Annotated in this window: 16 protein-coding genes; 2 read left to right on the forward strand and 14 right to left on the reverse strand. The window is 63.6% G+C overall.

Going from position 1 to position 16,900, the window contains the following annotated elements:
- The first annotated feature begins 187 nt into the window (after positions 1-187).
- A complete protein-coding gene (locus tag AWB74_RS27995) occupies positions 188-943 on the forward strand; it encodes a COG4705 family protein (RefSeq protein WP_061149900.1) in 756 nt (251 codons plus the stop codon).
- Between the two features lie 62 nt (positions 944-1,005).
- On the opposite strand, the gene AWB74_RS28000 is transcribed toward AWB74_RS27995, so the two are convergent.
- The 6 genes from AWB74_RS28000 to AWB74_RS28025 form a co-directional block, all read right to left on the reverse strand.
- Positions 1,006-2,799 (reverse strand): serine hydrolase domain-containing protein, encoded by a 1,794-nt coding sequence (locus AWB74_RS28000; protein WP_235024701.1) that lies wholly within the window; start codon positions 2,797-2,799, stop codon positions 1,006-1,008.
- 219 nt (positions 2,800-3,018) lie between these two features.
- Positions 3,019-3,234, reverse strand: a complete 216-nt coding sequence (locus AWB74_RS28005) for a hypothetical protein (protein WP_061149902.1) — start codon at positions 3,232-3,234, stop codon at positions 3,019-3,021.
- A 70-nt stretch (positions 3,235-3,304) separates the two neighbouring features.
- The gene (locus tag AWB74_RS28010; RefSeq protein ID WP_061149966.1) at positions 3,305-3,895 is read right to left on the reverse strand and encodes a ParB-like protein; all 591 of its coding nucleotides are present in this window, start codon (positions 3,893-3,895) and stop codon (positions 3,305-3,307) included.
- Positions 3,896-4,027: 132 nt separating this feature from the next.
- On the reverse strand, positions 4,028-4,327 hold the full coding sequence (locus tag AWB74_RS28015) for a hypothetical protein (protein WP_235024696.1): 300 nt from the start codon (positions 4,325-4,327) through the stop codon (positions 4,028-4,030).
- A 136-nt stretch (positions 4,328-4,463) separates the two neighbouring features.
- A complete protein-coding gene (locus AWB74_RS28020; protein WP_061149904.1) occupies positions 4,464-6,428 on the reverse strand; it encodes an RICIN domain-containing protein in 1,965 nt (654 codons plus the stop codon).
- A 25-nt stretch (positions 6,429-6,453) separates the two neighbouring features.
- Positions 6,454-7,089: an SCO family protein gene (locus AWB74_RS28025; RefSeq protein WP_061149905.1), complete on the reverse strand. Its 636-nt coding sequence runs from the start codon at positions 7,087-7,089 to the stop codon at positions 6,454-6,456.
- Between the two features lie 470 nt (positions 7,090-7,559).
- Between AWB74_RS28025 and AWB74_RS28030 the strand changes: the two genes are divergently transcribed.
- Positions 7,560-9,224, forward strand: a complete 1,665-nt coding sequence (locus tag AWB74_RS28030; RefSeq protein WP_061149906.1) for a PQQ-binding-like beta-propeller repeat protein — start codon at positions 7,560-7,562, stop codon at positions 9,222-9,224.
- 67 nt (positions 9,225-9,291) lie between these two features.
- Here AWB74_RS28030 and AWB74_RS28035 read toward each other — a convergent pair whose 3' ends face one another.
- From AWB74_RS28035 to AWB74_RS28070, 8 genes are all read right to left on the reverse strand, one after another.
- Entirely contained in the window at positions 9,292-10,224 is a 933-nt protein-coding gene (locus AWB74_RS28035; RefSeq protein ID WP_061149907.1) for a vWA domain-containing protein, read from the reverse strand.
- A complete protein-coding gene (locus AWB74_RS28040) occupies positions 10,221-10,760 on the reverse strand; it encodes a hypothetical protein (RefSeq protein WP_061149908.1) in 540 nt (179 codons plus the stop codon). The genes AWB74_RS28035 and AWB74_RS28040 overlap by 4 nt, the downstream gene beginning before the upstream one ends.
- On the reverse strand, positions 10,757-11,737 hold the full coding sequence (locus AWB74_RS28045; RefSeq protein WP_061149909.1) for a vWA domain-containing protein: 981 nt from the start codon (positions 11,735-11,737) through the stop codon (positions 10,757-10,759). The genes AWB74_RS28040 and AWB74_RS28045 overlap by 4 nt, the downstream gene beginning before the upstream one ends.
- A 5-nt stretch (positions 11,738-11,742) precedes the next feature.
- Complete coding sequence (locus AWB74_RS28050; RefSeq protein ID WP_061149910.1) at positions 11,743-12,621, reverse strand: hypothetical protein; 879 nt, start codon at positions 12,619-12,621, stop codon at positions 11,743-11,745.
- Positions 12,618-13,481: a DUF58 domain-containing protein gene (locus AWB74_RS28055; RefSeq protein ID WP_061149911.1), complete on the reverse strand. Its 864-nt coding sequence runs from the start codon at positions 13,479-13,481 to the stop codon at positions 12,618-12,620. Before AWB74_RS28055 ends, AWB74_RS28050 begins: the two co-directional genes overlap by 4 nt.
- A gap of 3 nt (positions 13,482-13,484) precedes the next feature.
- Complete coding sequence (locus AWB74_RS28060; protein ID WP_061149967.1) at positions 13,485-14,504, reverse strand: AAA family ATPase; 1,020 nt, start codon at positions 14,502-14,504, stop codon at positions 13,485-13,487.
- Positions 14,505-14,670: 166 nt separating this feature from the next.
- Positions 14,671-15,798 (reverse strand): aminotransferase class V-fold PLP-dependent enzyme, encoded by a 1,128-nt coding sequence (locus AWB74_RS28065; RefSeq protein ID WP_061149912.1) that lies wholly within the window; start codon positions 15,796-15,798, stop codon positions 14,671-14,673.
- 38 nt (positions 15,799-15,836) lie between these two features.
- Positions 15,837-16,880, reverse strand: a complete 1,044-nt coding sequence (locus tag AWB74_RS28070) for an XdhC family protein (RefSeq protein ID WP_061149913.1) — start codon at positions 16,878-16,880, stop codon at positions 15,837-15,839.
- Positions 16,881-16,900: the final 20 nt, after the last annotated feature.

Consider the following 16,900-nt stretch of genomic DNA (forward strand, 5'->3'; position numbering starts at 1 on the left):
CTGATAGTCGCCGGAAATTCGACAAACGGGAATTGCGAGTTTTGGAAGGATTGATGTTCTTTGAACATCAATCCTTCCTTATCTGCCAATGTAGACACGGGCTGGCTTTCGGCATTTCCCTGCGTCCTAAGCCTTTCTTAAGCTTGAAACCTTTATCTTTGGCCGTTTTCAGTACAGCGAGACAAGGATGGAACGAGCAAGCAACGCGTACGCCAAGGTTCCCGAGATCACCCTGGTGTTCTGGGCTATCAAGATCGCCGCGACGACCCTTGGCGAAACGGGTGGAGACGCGGTATCCATGTCCATGGACCTCGGCTATCTGGTCAGCAGCTTTATCTTCGGAGCGGTATTTATCGTCGCGGTGCTCGCGCAGATCAAGGCGCAGCGTTTCAATGCGCCGCTCTACTGGACCACGATCATAGCGACAACGACCGTTGGCACGACCCTCGCCGATTTCGCGGATCGTTCTCTCGGCATTGGGTATGCCGGTGGCAGCGCCGTCTTGCTCGCGCTGTTGCTTGTCTCGCTCGTCGTTTGGCGTTGCGTGATGGGCTCGGTGTCCGTCGCTGCGATACGTTCTCCGAAGGCCGAGATGTTCTACTGGGTCACGATCCTGTTTTCGCAGACGCTCGGAACCGCGCTGGGTGACTGGGTCGCTGACACCGTTGGATTGGGGTACTCAGGCGCCGCGGGCATCTTCGGTGGATTGTTGTTGTTGCTGACGATCGCGCATTACGCAACCCGCGTCTCGCGCACGCTGCTTTTCTGGTGTGCGTTCATCCTGACGCGACCGCTTGGCGCGGTGGTTGGCGATTTCCTCGATAAACCCATTGCGCATGGCGGTCTGGCGATGAGCCGCTACGGCGCGTCGATCGGGCTTTTCATGTTCATAGTCGTGTGCATGTTCATGTTCAAGCAACGGCCCGCGCGTGCGCCGCATTAGACTTCGCAAGCCTCCCTCCGCCGCGCTTGCCTGATGCAGGCCGGCGGACTCACGCCCACCAATCAGAGCTTCGTATAAATCGAACTTCCCAGCGTCAAAGTCGCTCCGCTGCCCGCCGATGCAAAGCGAATCTCATAGAGATCGCGACCAAAATTGCCGGGAATCTTGACCGACATTCCGACACGGTCATCAGCGAGCGGCACGAAGAGCTGATAGCGAAGATCGGTGTTGCCGTACAGGACATAACCCGGCAGTTCGGACAGGGTAGTGAGGAAGGCCGGCTCGTTGCCGAGGATGACGATCGGCACGGCCGTCGGCGAATCGTTCGTCAGGGTCCACTGCGTGCCCAGGCGCTGCTGCCACGCGTTGTCGAGCGCCGCAAGCGGGGCTAGCTGCTGACCGATCGGCAGCGTCAGATAGGCATAACCCGCGCCCGGCACGACGCGCTTCATCAGATAGCGGTAGCTGAATGCATTGCCGTTTTCGTCCGTTCCGGATGCGACCGTGAAACGATACGACGCGGTATCGGTGCCGTTCCACCACCAGCCATCGCTACGATATTGGTAAGCGCCTAGCTGCTTCCACGCACGCGAAGGCCCATCCCACTGATTGAGTTGTAGGCTGCCGTCCGGATTGGCAATCGCCTGAAGCGGCGAATCGGAATTGCCATAGATTCCGCCCGCCGTGGCGATGCCCGGACCGGACGCGGCGGGCGGCGCGGTCGTACTGACCTTTGCGGGCAACGATGCGATGGTGCCGTCTTCCTTCAGCGCGGACAGCACGAGGCTTTCCGCAAGTTTGCGGGCGTCGTAGCCTGAGTTGCCGGTCACCATCAATGCCAGTTGCGCCTTCGGCACGACGAAGAATTCGCTCGTGTAGAACGCGGTCCCGCCATCCTTTTCCCATCCGAGGACGCCCGCTGCCTGCAGTGCGGGCTGCTGGACCGAATCCCAGCCGAGACCCCAACGCCATTCGGGTGACGGGTTGATCAGCAGGCCCGTCGACTGGTCCGTGCCCATCTGCGCGATGCCTTCGGCGGACACCACACGCTTCCCATCGAACACGCCACCACCGAGGAACATCTGCGCGAGATTCATCATGTCGGCGGGCGTCGAACTCAGGCCGCCGGTCGCGTAGGCATTGACGAATTCCTGATACTGCTTGCCCTGCGCAAACGGATACGAGAAGGAACCATCGGTGGGCACGGCCGTGAGATAACTGGAGTTCGTCATCTTCAGCGGCGCGAGAATGTTCTCCTGAACGAAGCTCGCAAAACTCTGCCCGGTCCTCGCGAGGACGATCTGCTCGACCATCGTGAAGCCGTCGTTGCAATACACGGCGAGTTCGCCGGGAAGATGCTTCAGATGCGTATTCGCCAGTTCGGACTGGGTATCGGCCGCGTAACCGGGAACCGGCGCGAAGGTGAAAAGATTGCGCGAATTGGTGCCGGGCAGTCCCGACGAATGCGACAGCAGATGACGCGTGGTGATCTTCGCGAACTCGGGTGAAAGCATCGTGAACGTCGGCAGATACTGGACGATCGGCGTATCGAGCGTGATCAGGCCGCGATCCTGGAGAATCGTGGCGGCGAGCGCCGGAAAAAGCTTGCTGACCGAGCCGATATTGAAGCGCGTCTGAGTCGTCGCCTTAGTCTGGTTCGGCACCGACGATACGCCGAATGCCTGCTGCCAGAAGACGTTGTTGCCCTTGAGCATGGCCACGGAAATCGCCGCCACGGGTTGCGCCGGGTCGTCGATCGCCTGCTGGATCGCCTGTTGCCCCATGGCGACCGTTTGCGGATACAACTGTGAACCGGAGTCATCGCTGCCGCACCCCGGCAGCAGTGTCGCAAGCATCCCGGCGCCGGCAAGACCGAGGAACTGACGACGGCCCGCGCTGGACGGGGTCGGGCTGAAGGGCAATGCGTTACTGGCATGGCGGGATCGGGGCACGACGTCTCTCCTTATTGTTTTTCGCAGGGCGTACTCTGTGCGGCTCGAACCTTTTGCGCTGGATTATAGGCATGAAAATCATGCCGGGACGCTTTCGTTAGATTAAAAATAGATGTCAGCCGATCAGGTGCCGACTGGGTCGGCGGATTCGCGCCCCTTGGTCGGGCGACTCGCTGCCCCCGGATTGGCGGCACACGCTGCCTTCCCGAGCTCGCGCAGCAATGGCGGAACGGTGCCGAGTTCCGCGATCGTCAGTTGCGCCCATCCGTCGCCGATGAGCAGAATCGGACGCCGCCGCAGCGCTGCCAGCGATGCACCGAGTTCATGCAGGCAATTCAAAAGATAGTTAGTCTAGCTAAACAATGATGAAGTAACGCAATGACATCTCGACTAGTGGACCGCCCGTCAGTTACCCATTTCCCAGATACCCCGGAAGCCCTATCGCCGATTTGCTCTTCGCAAGTTTCACGGCTTTCTTGACGAGCGAATCGAACTCCGCGTCGCTTTTAGGCAGCGGAAAGGCGTGACGGAAAAAGTCCGCCCATCGGAATTCCTCGAGCGGAACGGAAGTTTTCTCATATCCTCCCGCGTCGCGCACCGACGCGGACAGGCTGCGGAATTCGTCGTCTTCAAGATCCCAGATGTGTTCACGCATTTCGGGAAAGGGCACACGCTGACCGAGGGCGGTGTAGGGGTAAGTCCAGCGATGGTTTTCCAGCGTGAGCCAGAATTCGGCCACCGAGAGCGTCGAGAGGTCTTTGACGAGCACGACCGGGACGCGCTTGACATGCGCCCGCCAAAGCGCGGTGGCGACATGATGATGGTCGATTGCATAGGGCGTGGCGCCCGGGCCGTACACGATTGGAACCGGCTTTTCCGCGATTGCCATCTCCAGGTCATGGCCCTCGAGCTTTGCGTAAGCTTTGGTTTTGTTGCGGATTTCGCGCAGGCCATGCGTCAGCTGGGTAGGACGCAGCTGGTCGATTTTTATGGTTTTCATTTTGCCCTCCAATCCATCTTCCTCGACCAGGTCCGGAGCAAGGCTCGCGCCAGGACTGCGCACGCGGCATGGCGCATTCGTCGACGACCGTCGCTGCGCCGCCACACGCCAGGAAATTCGATCAGAACACGATCATCGATGCACGACGTACCGCCAGAGCGCCATGCACTCGGCATCGGCGATCTGATAGCGGGGCATCGACTTGCGCAGCAGGACGCTCGCCGGATCGATGCCGTCTTTGACCGCACGGCAGAAGGCCGTCGCGTCGTAGTGACTGATCGGTCCTCCCCGGCGGCTGGTCGCGCCGAGCAGGGCGTCGTGCGTCAGCGGCGGCGCAAAGGCGGGCGCCTTCGACGTGCCCACGTGGCAGTTGACGCATCGCGTCGTCCCCGCAGGCAACGGGCGATCGTCGTCGCGCAGATGCGCGGCCATCGGATGCTGTCCGTTGAAGAGCGCACACCCCAGATCGTTCGCATCGCACGCGGTCTCCGCGCGCGCAAGAGGCGTCATCGCGACAAGCACAAGGCCGATAGCGACAGCCCGCATTGCGGAGTGGCGTCGGGCCATTTCAATGTACGAGCAGTACGCGCGAGACGCTCGGCACGCCGTTCGAGTTCAGGGCGAACAGCATGTAATAGCCAGGGATCACGACACCGGGATCGGACGGAATGCGCAAGTGATATTCGCCTGCGGTGCCCACGGTGAACGACAGCGGCACGCGGCGCTGCTCGTTGTTCAGCGAATGCGTGACCGACGAGGAACGCATCAGCGCGAATGCGCGCATGTTCCTGCTGGCCGTCACGACGATCGTCGTGCCGAGTTGCGCTTCGGAGGGAACGGACGAGAGACTCGGCCGGGACGCGGCGGACCCGTCCGCATTGAGCAGATAGGGCGGTGTCAATATCTCCACATCGGTGTGATTGGTCGCGCATCCCCCGCACAAGCCGCCGCCGCCGCTCAGCACGCGTCCGTCGTTGAGGAGCAGCGCGACGCTGTGATAGGTGCGCGGCACGGCCTGACGGACGAGCGGGGAAAACGAATTGTTCGACGGGTCCCACAGCTCCGGGGTGAGAATCGCGTTGTCGTCCGAGAAAGGCGCAGCAAACGTCTGTCCGCCGACCACGACGACCTGCCCGTTCGGCAGCACGACGCTGTTGCTGAACGCGCGCTGGTAGCTCATCGGCGCGATGGTTTGCGTCTTCGCGGTCCCCTTGCTGATGTCGATGAGCGTCGCATGGGACGTGGCCTGCGACTGGTCGTAGCTCGGCGCGCCCCCGACCGTGAGAATCTTGCCGATGTCGTACATGACTGCGTTGCCGTTCATCGCATCGCTGTCGCTTCCCCGGTTGCCGGCTGCGGTGACGCTGCCGTTGCCTGCCGTGTCGAACCAGTGCATGGCCCGGCTTGGTCCCGCGTGAAACACCCGTCCATTGCTCACCGCGAACAGCCATGCGTGATTGTCGGAGCGAAACACGCCCGCATTGTCGTTCGTGAGGATGTAATCGTCGACGATAGCCCCGTTGGTCTGCCAGCCCGAACCCGGGGTCCAGGTTTCACCGGTCTTTCCCCCGAGCCCTCCGCTCCAGGAGCCGCCCACCAGGAACACATTGCCGTTGCTCAGTGTCAGGCTTCCCTGATAGCCGCGCGGAATGTGCATCTGATCGCCGGCGGTCCATCTGTTCGTCGAGGGCGAATAAATGCTGGTCCGACTCGAGCTCAATCCGCCGGTCACGAAAATCCGGCCATCGGGGAGATTGGCGATGCCTGGGCAGAACATGTCGTGCCCGGTATTGGTCACGATCACCTGCGTGCTATTGCCAGTCGCCGGATTGAAGATCGCGGTGTACGTCCGGCCCGGCGGGTTACCGCTATTGGTGAAGTCGAGCGCGCTGTCAGCTGCCCAGACCAGCACGTTTCCATTGGGAAGATTGGCGGCGTGCAGCGGGACGAGCGGTAGCGTGACGGGCGCCGACCACTTCGAAGGCAATGTAGGCTTCTGCGGTGGCAGGCCGCTCACTTGCCACGTCTGGGTCGCGCTTCCGTTGCACACCTGCTGCGTCAACTGGACACCCTGCGAGGTCGTGCTCGACGCGGTCACGCACAGGCCGCTATGTCCCGCGACGATCGCGTAGCCCGTGCCTTGCGGCATCAGCGAGAAGGCCTGATTCAAGCCGCCATTGCAGGTCCACTGGATGATGGGTCCGCCCGGGTCCGGGCTTTGACCCGACACGTCCATGCACAGGTCGCTGTTCAGATTGATGAGGTTGTACCGGGCACCGGTCGCAATCGGGAGCCATTGCTGATTTGCGCCGCCCCAGCAGGGCCAGGAAATCACGGGCGCTCCCGGCGTCAGGGATTGGCCGCTGACGTCCGCGCACATGCTGGTGCCGGTCAGTGTGATGGGAGCGGAGGTTTGCGCCTGGACAGCGGGCGATACGCCTGCAAGAGCCAGCGGCAACGCGATCAGGAGCAAGAAGCGCACGCATCGGACGAGCAAGCTGGAAACGTGTCGATTCGAACGAATTCCTGGCATGGTTGCTCCCGTACATTGAGTCGGGTTATGCACGTCCAAGCGCGCCGAGCACATCGCAGACGTCGTCGACGCGAGGAAGGTCGGCGCTTCGCCAGCGCAACATCGCGTTGGCATCGAAACAATAGATCTGCGTGGAATGGTCTGCGATGTCGCCCAGGGGCAACGTGCTGCCCGACAGCGCCACGCGCATCCGGTCCACATCGGCAAGTGCCGGTGTCGCCGCATTCCACGCGGGACCGGCATGAAAACGCGCGAGCCAGGCGCGCAATGCCGAGGGTGAATCCGAAAGCGGATCGATTCCAACCGACAACAATTGCACGGGATGACCGCTACGGATTCCCGGAATGCGTTCCTGAACCGCGCTGAAAAGCGCGCCTTGCAGCGGACATACCGTGCCGCAACCGGTGTAGACCGTCTGCAATGCGGTGATCCCCTGGCGCAGCGAGTCGTTAAGCAGGCGCTTTCTGCCGGTCTGGTCGACGAGCCAGATATCGTCGAGGCGAATCGGCGGCGTGACGAGTCCCAGCCCGCCATGCTGCGCGAACGATAAGGGGGACACTGCGCCAAGCGCGAGCGCGGCCATGTCGCGAAGCAAGGTGCGGCGAGTTGGTGAGGGAGCAAACGGACGCATGCGGGATTTCACGCAGTCGGGCACTTTCATGATCCCTGTTCCGAGCTGTCAGGGTGTGACTCGCACTTCGAAAGCATCCAGTCGGGCGGGGCGAGAAGCGTGTCGAAGCCACTTGGTCTTGCGTATTGCAATACCATCGGATGGAAGATTAGCAGCCCAAATCCGGAGATAAAGGTTTTGCGCAGGAAATGGATAGATAAATATGTGCCCTTGGACACATTCGGTTTCAGAGCCTGAACGGCGGGTCATCAAGGCGGAATTGTCTCGTCGAAAGTTGCGGCTTTCGAGCCAATCAACCTTTCGATGCTTTATCGGATATCGTTCTCGCCGAAAGTCGCCGGTAATACGAGCCGAAGCCAATCGTATTATTCCTGACTGGCGTTCCTGACGTGCTCGTCTAGGATTAAGGCTGCTACCGCGCACGACGATTGCTGAATTGCGGCATCGTCGATGTTCGATACCGCGTTGCCTGTTCCGGCCCTCCGGAGAAGGAGACTGCAATGAATGCGCGTTTTTCCGCTTATTCCGCAGCACTCGGCGCCGTGCTGGTCGCGGCAATCATCGGCGCGTGCAGCGGCGGTGACTCCAGTGGCGATTCGACATCGGCAGCCGCAAGCAGGACGCCGTCGAGCGTATCGAATGCAGCGGCCTCCGCCAACCCGATGGATGTCGTCACCTGGCACAACGACATCGCCCGCACCGGCCAGCAACTGGCGGAAACGATCCTCACGCCCGCGAACGTCCGTTCGAGCACCTTCGGCAAGCTCGGGTTCTTTTCCGTCGATGGCCTCGTCGACGCCGAGCCGCTGTTTCTCGCGAACGTGTCGATCGCGGGCGGCACGCACAACGTGCTCTACGTCGCGACCGAAAACGCCAGCGTCTACGCATTCGACGCCGACAACGGCACCGTGCTCTGGAAAGTCTCGACTCTCGGCAGTGGCGAGAGTCCGAGCGACGACCACGGCTGCACCCAGATCACGCCGAAGATCGGCATCACGGCGACGCCGGTCATCGACCGTTCGCGCGGGCCGAATGGCGCGATGTATGTCGTCGGCATGTCGAAGGATGGCGCGGGCGGCTATCACCAGCGCATTCACGCGCTCGACGTCACCACGGGCGCCGAACTCTTCAACGGGCCCACGGAAATCCGCGCGACCTATCCGGGCAACGGCGCGGGCAGCCAGAACGGCACGCTCACGTTCGATCCGGGCCAGTACGCCGAGCGCGCGTCGCTGCTTTTGCTCAGAGGCTCCGTCTATACCGCTTGGACCTCGCATTGCGATTTCATGCCGTACACCGGCTGGGTGATCGGCTACGACGCCAATACGCTGCAGCAATCGAGCGTGCTGAACGTGACGCCGAACGGCCAGATGGGTTCGATCTGGATGAGCGGCGCGGGACCGGCGTCGGACGGCGAGGCGATCTTTTTGCTCGATGCCAACGGCACCTTCGACGTAACGCAAAACGAACACGAGATGCCGATCCACGGGGACCACGGCAATGGCTTTCTGAGGATCAACCTGGCGCCGCTGCGGGTGCAGGATTATTTCCAGCCGTCGAACACGGTGCAGGAATCGAATCAGGATGAAGATCTCGGCTCGGGCGGCGCGATGGTACTGCCCGATTTCACCGACGCGAACGGCATCGTGCGTCATCTCGCGATCGGCGCAGGCAAGAACGGGGTCATCTATGTCGTGAACCGCTTCTCGCTGGGCAAGTTCGATTCGAACGGGGATCACATCTATCAGGAACTGGTCGGCCGGATACGCGGACCGATGTTCGGTTCGCCCGCCTATTTCAACAACACGGTGTATTTCGGCGCGGTCGGCGACAGCATCAAGGCGTTCACGATTTCGAACGCCGCGCTCTCGGGAACGCCGACGAGCCAGACGCGGGAATCGTTCGGCTTCCCGGGGGCGACGCCCGGCATTTCCGCCAACGGCACGACGAACGGCATCTTGTGGGCGGCGGAGAACGGCGCGGTCGGCGTGCTGCGCGCCTACGACGCGACCAATCTCGACTTCGAGCTCTACAGCAGCAACGATGCCGGCGCACGAGACCAGTTCGGCCAGGGCAACAAGTTCATCACGCCGATGATCGCGAACGGCAAGGTGTATGTGGGCACGAGGACCGGCGTCGCCGTGTTCGGATTGCTGTCGAACTAGCGCTCGTCGATCCGCGACTCGACGCCATCGTCCATGCGGATCGCGAACGGGCGCTCAAGACCGCGAATCAGGCAGACGCTTTACTGCGAAGCACCGACGGCATGAACCGCCACACGAGCAGAACGAACGCGAGCGCGACGGGCATCCAGTTAAGCCGTGTCGGCACGCGATCGCGAAGGGCGTAACGTTCGTCCGTCATCGCCGCGATCAGGTCTCGCGGCGTGCGCAAGCGTCGATACGCGAAGCCGATTTGCCCGGCCACCGACGACAGATACTGCCCGCGCAATTCCGACAACTCTTCGTGACTTTCGATGGCCCCGCCCGCACGCGATTGAGCGGGCACCTGAATCACTTCATCGGCGCGCCAATAGCCGATGCGCCTGCCGTTGCGGTCGGTCTTCGGAATGGGCGCGGGCTGATCGCCGCCGACGCCGATGAGCCACCCCTTCACCTCGCCGCGCGGAATATCGCGCACGCGCCGATCGTCGGGCAAAACGGGCGGCGCTTCCTGTCCGTCCGTCAGAAACAGCACGCTCGCGCCCTGACCGACGCTTGTCGCCGTGCGCACGGCGGCAAAGACACCGCCTTCGGCGACGCGGCTCCAGTTGGTCCAGCGCATGCTGCCGTCGATACCATCCAGCGACGCGAGCAGCGCATCGAAGTTCGCGCAGACTTCGATGGGCGGTACGAGCAGCAACGTATTCTGCCCCGTGAAAATGCTCCAACCGATCTTCGATCCGCACGGCAGGCGCCCCAGCGCTTCGCGCATGGCCGCGCGCGCGAAGTCGAGCCGGCTGACCGGCGCGGCGCCTCCATCGATATCCGCGGCATCTTCGACATCCATGCTCTGCGTGATATCGAATGTGACGATGGTCCTGAACACATCGCGCTGGAACATCACGTCCGGCATCCAGACCGCGGCGGCGAGCAAGGGCACGGCGGCGACGATCGCCCAGTTTCTCCGGCGCAACAGCGCGAGCACGGCCGACGCGGCGCTCATGGCAGATCGTCGCTCTGTGCGCCGCGCAGCTTCACGCTGGAGCGCTTCTTCACATCGGCATCCTCCTGATCGCCGGGCGATTCGGGCGCGAGCCACAGCGCGCGTTCGAGGTTGTAGCGCGCGTCCCAGTCGCCGGGCGCGAGCCGCAGCGTCGCGCGGTAACGCTCCTTGGCCTGTTCGAGCGATGGCAGCGAGCGGATCGGACCTGCGGCATCGGGGCCGGCCGCCTCGCGCAGTTGCATGTTCGCGAGATCGAACAGCGCGGCGGCGCGTAGCGTCTGATCGTCGTCTTGCGCGATGAGCGCATCGAAGAGACGTTGCGCATCGTTCGCGCGTCCCGCCTTCGAAAGCGCGACCGCGCGCGCGAGCCGCACTTCGGGCGCTTTCTCCGGCGCGTTCGGATTGCCGGCGCTCACTGCGCTCACCGCGTTCGCAACGGCTTGCGCGTGTCGGAGCGTCGCCCAGTCGTAGCATGCGATCGCGGCGAATACGCATGTCGCGGCGCCGAATGCGATGTGGATGGCGCGGCGCTTCATCGCCAGCTCCGCACCTGAACGAGCCGCAGCGCGAGCAGCGCCGTGCAGGCCGTCAACGCGACGGCGAAGCAGGCCGTGCTGTCATCCTGCCGCGGCAGGCGTTCCTCGAACGCAACGAGCGAGCGATGCTGCCTGTCGATGTCCGACATCGCGGCGGCCATCGCCGCTGCGTCCTCCGTCTGATAGAGCCGGTACGGCGTTGCGAGCCCCTGAAAGTAGCGATGCAGTTCCGCTTCCTCGGATGGGTCGTCGGCGGATGTGGGCTTCGTTAGGTCGGGGCTGTACACGCCGCTTCGCAGATACACGAAGTACAGCGCGATGCGATTGCGCGCCAGTCCGCTGCCGATGGCGGCGCGCGCGTCGGCATCGAGACGGGCGCCGCCATCCGAGACCAGCACGATGGTTCTGCGGCCCGCAAGATCATGACCGTCGAATTGGCGGATCGCGGCGATGAGACCACGGTCGAGCCGCGTGTCCGGTGTGCCGCGGCCGATCGCGGTGCCCGAAAGCGCCGCTTCGATGATGCGATGATTCGCGGTGAACGGCACGGCGAGAATCGGGCTGATGCCGAACATCATGAACGCGAAGCGGTCGTCGGGCCTTCCGGCGACGAAGCGTTCGAGCGAATGGCGCGCCACCGCGTTCTTCGACTGGCCGCCTGGCTCGACGACGGGCGTCTTCGACATCACGGCGTCCATGCTTGCGCTGCGGTCCATCAGAATGAGGATTTCCGATGCCGTGCCCGTGCGCATCACGCGCACATTCGAGCGCCCCGGACCCGCGAGCCCGACGACGATGGCCAGCATCGCCAGCAGCGCGCACACGCGCCGGGCGTATTCGATCGCCGTGCCGAGACTGTCGCGGGGCAGCCAGCCGACGAACGAATAGGCGAAAGTCTCCGACGGCCTCGGCAGCAAAGGCAGGAACGCGAGCGGCAGCATGAGAAGCAGCCAGGGCCGGAGGAAATCGAACGACATGGCGGTCACTGCCTTCTCTTTTCGGCGCGATACAGCGCCCGCGCGAACGCGCGCAAAGGGAACGGCGCCGGGGCAGCATCGCGGCCGAAGAAGCGCTGCTGCGAGCCGGCATAGAACGCTTCGAGCTGCGTCCTGAGCGTTTCGAGCCACGGCACGCGGACAAACAGCGCGTTCAGCGAGCGGGCATGCACGACCTGACCGGCGGTTTCGTCGAGCGCGCGGTGCAGGCAGACCCAGGCCTGATCGTCGGCGTCGATATCGACCGCGCCGCGTTTGCGGATCGATTCCCACGCGCGGGCGAAGGGCAGCCGCCGCGCGTCCTCGCGCCTGCGCCATGACCACCATGCGATCCAGCCGAGCAGCGTGGCGAACGTGAGTGCGAGCGTCGCGAACATTCGATGCCGCGTTTCGATGGGCGGCTGCGGCACGACGATGCGGTCCGGCCTCAGCGGCTGAAGATCGCCCGCGCGGAACGACGCACGCGGCGTCAGCGAGCCGATGCTGATGGGCCATGCGGCGACCCGCAGCGTCGCGCCCGCCGTGGACGTCAGTTCGAATGCGGGCACTTCGGCTTGCGTCAGCGATTGCGCCGCATTGACGATCTGATAGTCGATGACCATCCACGCGCGACCCTGCGCATCCTTCTCGATGCGCGGCTGCCGGCGTTCGAGCCATACGCCGACGCGGCCCGTCGAGGGCAGCGCAACGTCGCGCATGTCGTGACCATCGACGGAAAGGAGCACGCGTTGCGTCAGCATGTCGCCCAGCACATGGCCGAATGCGCGCGGTTGCTGCACGACGGCGTCGACGGACCGTTCGGCTTCGGCGCGGCATGTGCCGTTCAGCGCGAACGCCATCAGCACGATGATGCAGCCGCGCTTCATACAGCGGTTTCCAGAAAATGGCGCGAAAGCGCTTCCGCATCGAACGCGCCTTCGACAAAGAAGGGAAACGCGCCGTGTCGGCCGAAAGCCTTCTTCAGTTCGACGCGGCGCGCGGCGACATTCGCGCGCCACTGTTCGATCACGCGTGGACGCAGCCAGAGCGTGCGCTTGCCGCCGGTTTCCATGTCGCGCACCGGCAGAAACTTGCCGGCATCGGGCGGCTCGATCTCGGCGGTGTCCCAGATCACGATCGGCACGACGCGCGCGCTGACGAGGTGGTGCAGGGCGGCGTCGAGCCGGGCGAGCGGCCAGTGGAAATCGGAGACGAGGAAGACGAGACCGTGACGGCCCGCGAGACCGTCGAGCGTGCGCACGAGGGCGCTGTCGTCGTGCGTCCTGTGCGGAGATGGAGCGACCCGGCGCAACGCCGCCGCCATGTCGTCGCCGACTGCGCGGCCGTGCCGGGGCGGCACGAACAGATCGTCGCGCACGCGATGATCGAACGCGAGCATGCCGACCTGATCGCCCGTCCGGAACGCGCTGTAGCCCAGCGCTTCGACGAAGTCGGCAGCGAGATCGAGTTTCGTGCGCTTCGTGCCGAAGTGCATCGATGGCGAGACGTCCGCCACCACGTGCAGCGGAACGGCGACGCGCTGCAGATGCAGCCGCACGAGCCATTGCTGCGGCACCGAACGCTGGCTCGCGCGCAGATCGAGGCGGCGCGGATCGGGATGATCGAACAGGCGCGCGTGCATGGCGAACTCCTGTCCCGCGCCGAAGCTCGATCCCGGATGCGAGCCGGGCCGGAAGCCCTTTGCGCGCCCCGGCAGCCGGTAGTGGAATTCGACCGGATCTTTCATGCGTCAGGGCACCGCGATCTTCTGCACGATCATCGCCGTCAATGTCTCCGCGAGCGCCTGACGCCGCATTTCGTAGACCGGCGTGAAGAACACGCGATGCCCCAGCGCGGGCAGCAGCACGGCGTGCACGTCCTCGGGGAGCGCGTGCAGCCGTCCGTCGAGCCAGGCGTGGGCGCGCACCGCGCGGACCAGCGCGCTCATGCCGCGCGGACTCGCGCCCGCGAGAATCAGCCGGTCCATGTCGACGCCATCGATCTCGATGCCGAAGCGCTGCGGCGTTTCGGTCGCCTGCCAGATATCGAGCACGTATTGCTCGATGCTCGCGCTCAGGCTCACGCAGCGCTGGATCGCCGCGCCGATATGGTTCAGCCGCGCCGCATCGATCACAGCGGCGGGCACGCTTTCGAGCAGCGCATCGACGTCATGGAAGACGGGATCGAAAACGAGCGCGCGGCGTATGTCCGGCGTCGCGGGCGTCGGCATGTTGAGCTCGAAAAGAAAACGGTCGCGGGCGGCGGAGGCCAGCTCGAACGTCTCGTCCTTCTCGACCTTGTTGCGGTCGGCGAAGACCGTCAGATGCGGGAACCGATAGTCGCGGCCGAATGCCGACACGGAGCGCTCGGCCATCGCGCGCAGCATGAGCGACTGGACCTGCGGGCGCGAACGGTTGATCTCGTTGAAGAAGAAGGTCGTCAGATGCGCGCCGTGACGCAGCAGCGGGCCGGGATCGATGCGCGGTTTGCCGTCGGCATCGACGAAGGTGTGATAGATCAGATCGCCGGGCATGAGGTCGATCGTGCCTTCGATGCGTTCGAAAGCGCCGCCCGCCGCGCGCGCGAACGCACGCAGCAGCGTCGTCTTGCCGACGCCCACGCCGCCCTCGAGCAGCACGTGTCCCCGCGCATACAGCGCCACGTTGATCAGATGGATCGTGTCCTTCTGGCCCACGACGGCGTTCGCGACCGCGTCTTCCATTTTCAGCGCGTCGGCGCGCCAGTCCTGCAATTCGCTTTCCGTTGCCATGATTATCGTGACGATGCGTTCGCCAATGAACGCCATCGTGCGAGGAAAGCACGAGCCGTGCCGTCAGGATTTGGCCAGGAGGAGAGCGGGGAAGCGGGGCAGTGTGTCATCGCGCGAGACAACCTGTGGCAGGACTCGCGCGTCATGGGCCAGCCGGAAACGCGTTCTATACGATGCTGTCCAGCGCTTTTGTGAACCGGGCCACCGCACCGTCGACATCGTGCAGCTTATCCAGCCCGAACAATCCGATACGGAAGGTCTTGAAATCGTCAGGCTCGTCGCATTGCAGAGGAACGCCAGCCGCGATCTGCACGCCGGCATCGGCGAACTTCTTGCCGGACCGTATGCCGTCGTCGTCCGTGTAGCAGACCACGACGCCGGGCGCCTCGAAACCTTCGGCCGCCACGCTTTTGAAACCCTTGTCAGCAAGAAGCGAGCGAATGCGCTTGCCGAGTTCGAGCTGTTCCGCTCTCACCTTGTCGAGGCCGTAAGCCTCGGTTTCCTTGATGACGTCACGCAGCTTCGCAAGACTGTCCGTGGGCATCGTGGCGTGATACGCGAAGCCATTGTTTTCGTAGGCTTCCATGATTTGCAGCCACTTGCGAAGGTCGCAGGCAAAACTGGTGCTGGTCGTTGCGTCGATTCGTTCGCGGGCGAGGGCGCCGAGCATGACGAGTGCACAGCAGGGCGGCGCGCTCCATCCCTTTTGCGGCGCGCTGATCAGCACGTCGATGCCGCTCGCCTGCATGTCGACCCAGACCGTGCCGGACGCGATGCAATCCAGTACGAACATTCCGCCGACGGCATGAACCGCGTCGGCCACCGCGCGCAAATAGTCATCAGGCAGCATCATGCCGGATGCGGTTTCGACATGCGGCGCGAAGACCAGATCCGGCCTGTTCTTCATGATCGCGGCGACGACTTCTTCGACCGGAGGCGGTGCGTATCCGGCCTGCCTGCCTTGTTCGACCGGGCGCGCCTTCAACACCGTCGACTCGGAAGGAATGCCGCCCATGTCGAAAATCTGCGACCAGCGGAAACTGAACCAGCCATTGCGGATGACGAGACATTTCTTGTTCGTCGCGAACTGGCGCGCGACGGCTTCCATGCCGAACGTCCCGCTGCCGGGGACGACAACGACGGACTTCGCGTTGTAGACCTTCTTCAGGCCATCGGAAATGTCGCGCATGACGCCCTGAAAGCGCTGCGACATATGATTGATCGATCGGTCGGTGTACACGACCGAATATTCGAGCAGTCCCTCGCGGTCGACATCGGGAAGTAATCCAGGCACGCTCGCCTCCGGTAACAGACGGAAAAAGCCGATTGTAGTCAGGTTTGACGAAAGCCGTCTGGGATGCAACTGGTCTGCTCATTGGCGGCGACATCGAGCGCGGATTTCGCCTCGTCGATTCGCAGTCCGTCCGGCAAGGTCACGCCATTTTTGGCCGCGGTGACTTCGGCAAGTATCGATATCGCAATCTCCGGCGGCGTCCGGCTGCCGATATAGATGCCGACCGGTCCGCGCAACCGGGCAAGTTCTTCCTTGCTCAGATCGAAATGGGTCTCCAGCCGTTCGCGTCGCGCCGTGTTGTTCCTGCGCGAGCCGAGCGCGCCGACGTAGAACGCAGGCGTTCGCAGCGCCTCCATCAACGCGAGGTCGTCGAGCTTCGGATCGTGCGTCAGTGCGATCACGGCGCAGCGATCATCGAGTTTCATGTCGAGCACGGTATCGTCCGGCATGGTCCGCACGAGCGTCGTGCCGGGCACCTGCCACGTGTCGCTGTATTCCTCGCGCGGGTCGCAGACGGTGACCTTGTAGTCCAGTCCCAGCGCGATTTCGCAGAGATAGCGCGAAAGCTGGCCGGCGCCGATCACGAGCATCCGATGGCGCGGGCCGTGAACGGTCAGCAGCCGGCGTCCGTCGAAAGCCACGCCCTCAGCCGAAGACCCCGGCACGAGTCGCACTTCGCCGCTCTCCATATCCAGCGAGCGCCTGACGACCTCGCCGGCCATCACCCGCCGGCACAGATCGTCGATCCTGCTGTCGCGCGTGAGCGGTTCGAGAACCAGCTCGATCGTGCCGCCGCATGGCAATCCGAAACGATGCGCCTCCTCGGCCGAGATCCCGTACTTCACGGCTTCCGGGCGCGTCTGCCGGATGCCGAGTCGCCGCACGCGATCGATCAGATCGTCCTCGATGCAGCCGCCGGACACCGACCCTGCGACCGAGCCATCCTCGCCTATCGCCAGCATGGCGCCTTCAGGCCGTGGCGATGAACCCCACGTCCTGACGACGGTGACGAGCAGCACGCGACGCCCGCCTTGAATCCAGCGGGCGCTGGCCTTGAGCACATCGAGATCGATGCTATCCATGAAGATCGTTGTTCCCTGAA

This window comes from Caballeronia arvi (genome assembly GCF_001544695.2).
Classification (GTDB): domain Bacteria; phylum Pseudomonadota; class Gammaproteobacteria; order Burkholderiales; family Burkholderiaceae; genus Caballeronia; species Caballeronia arvi.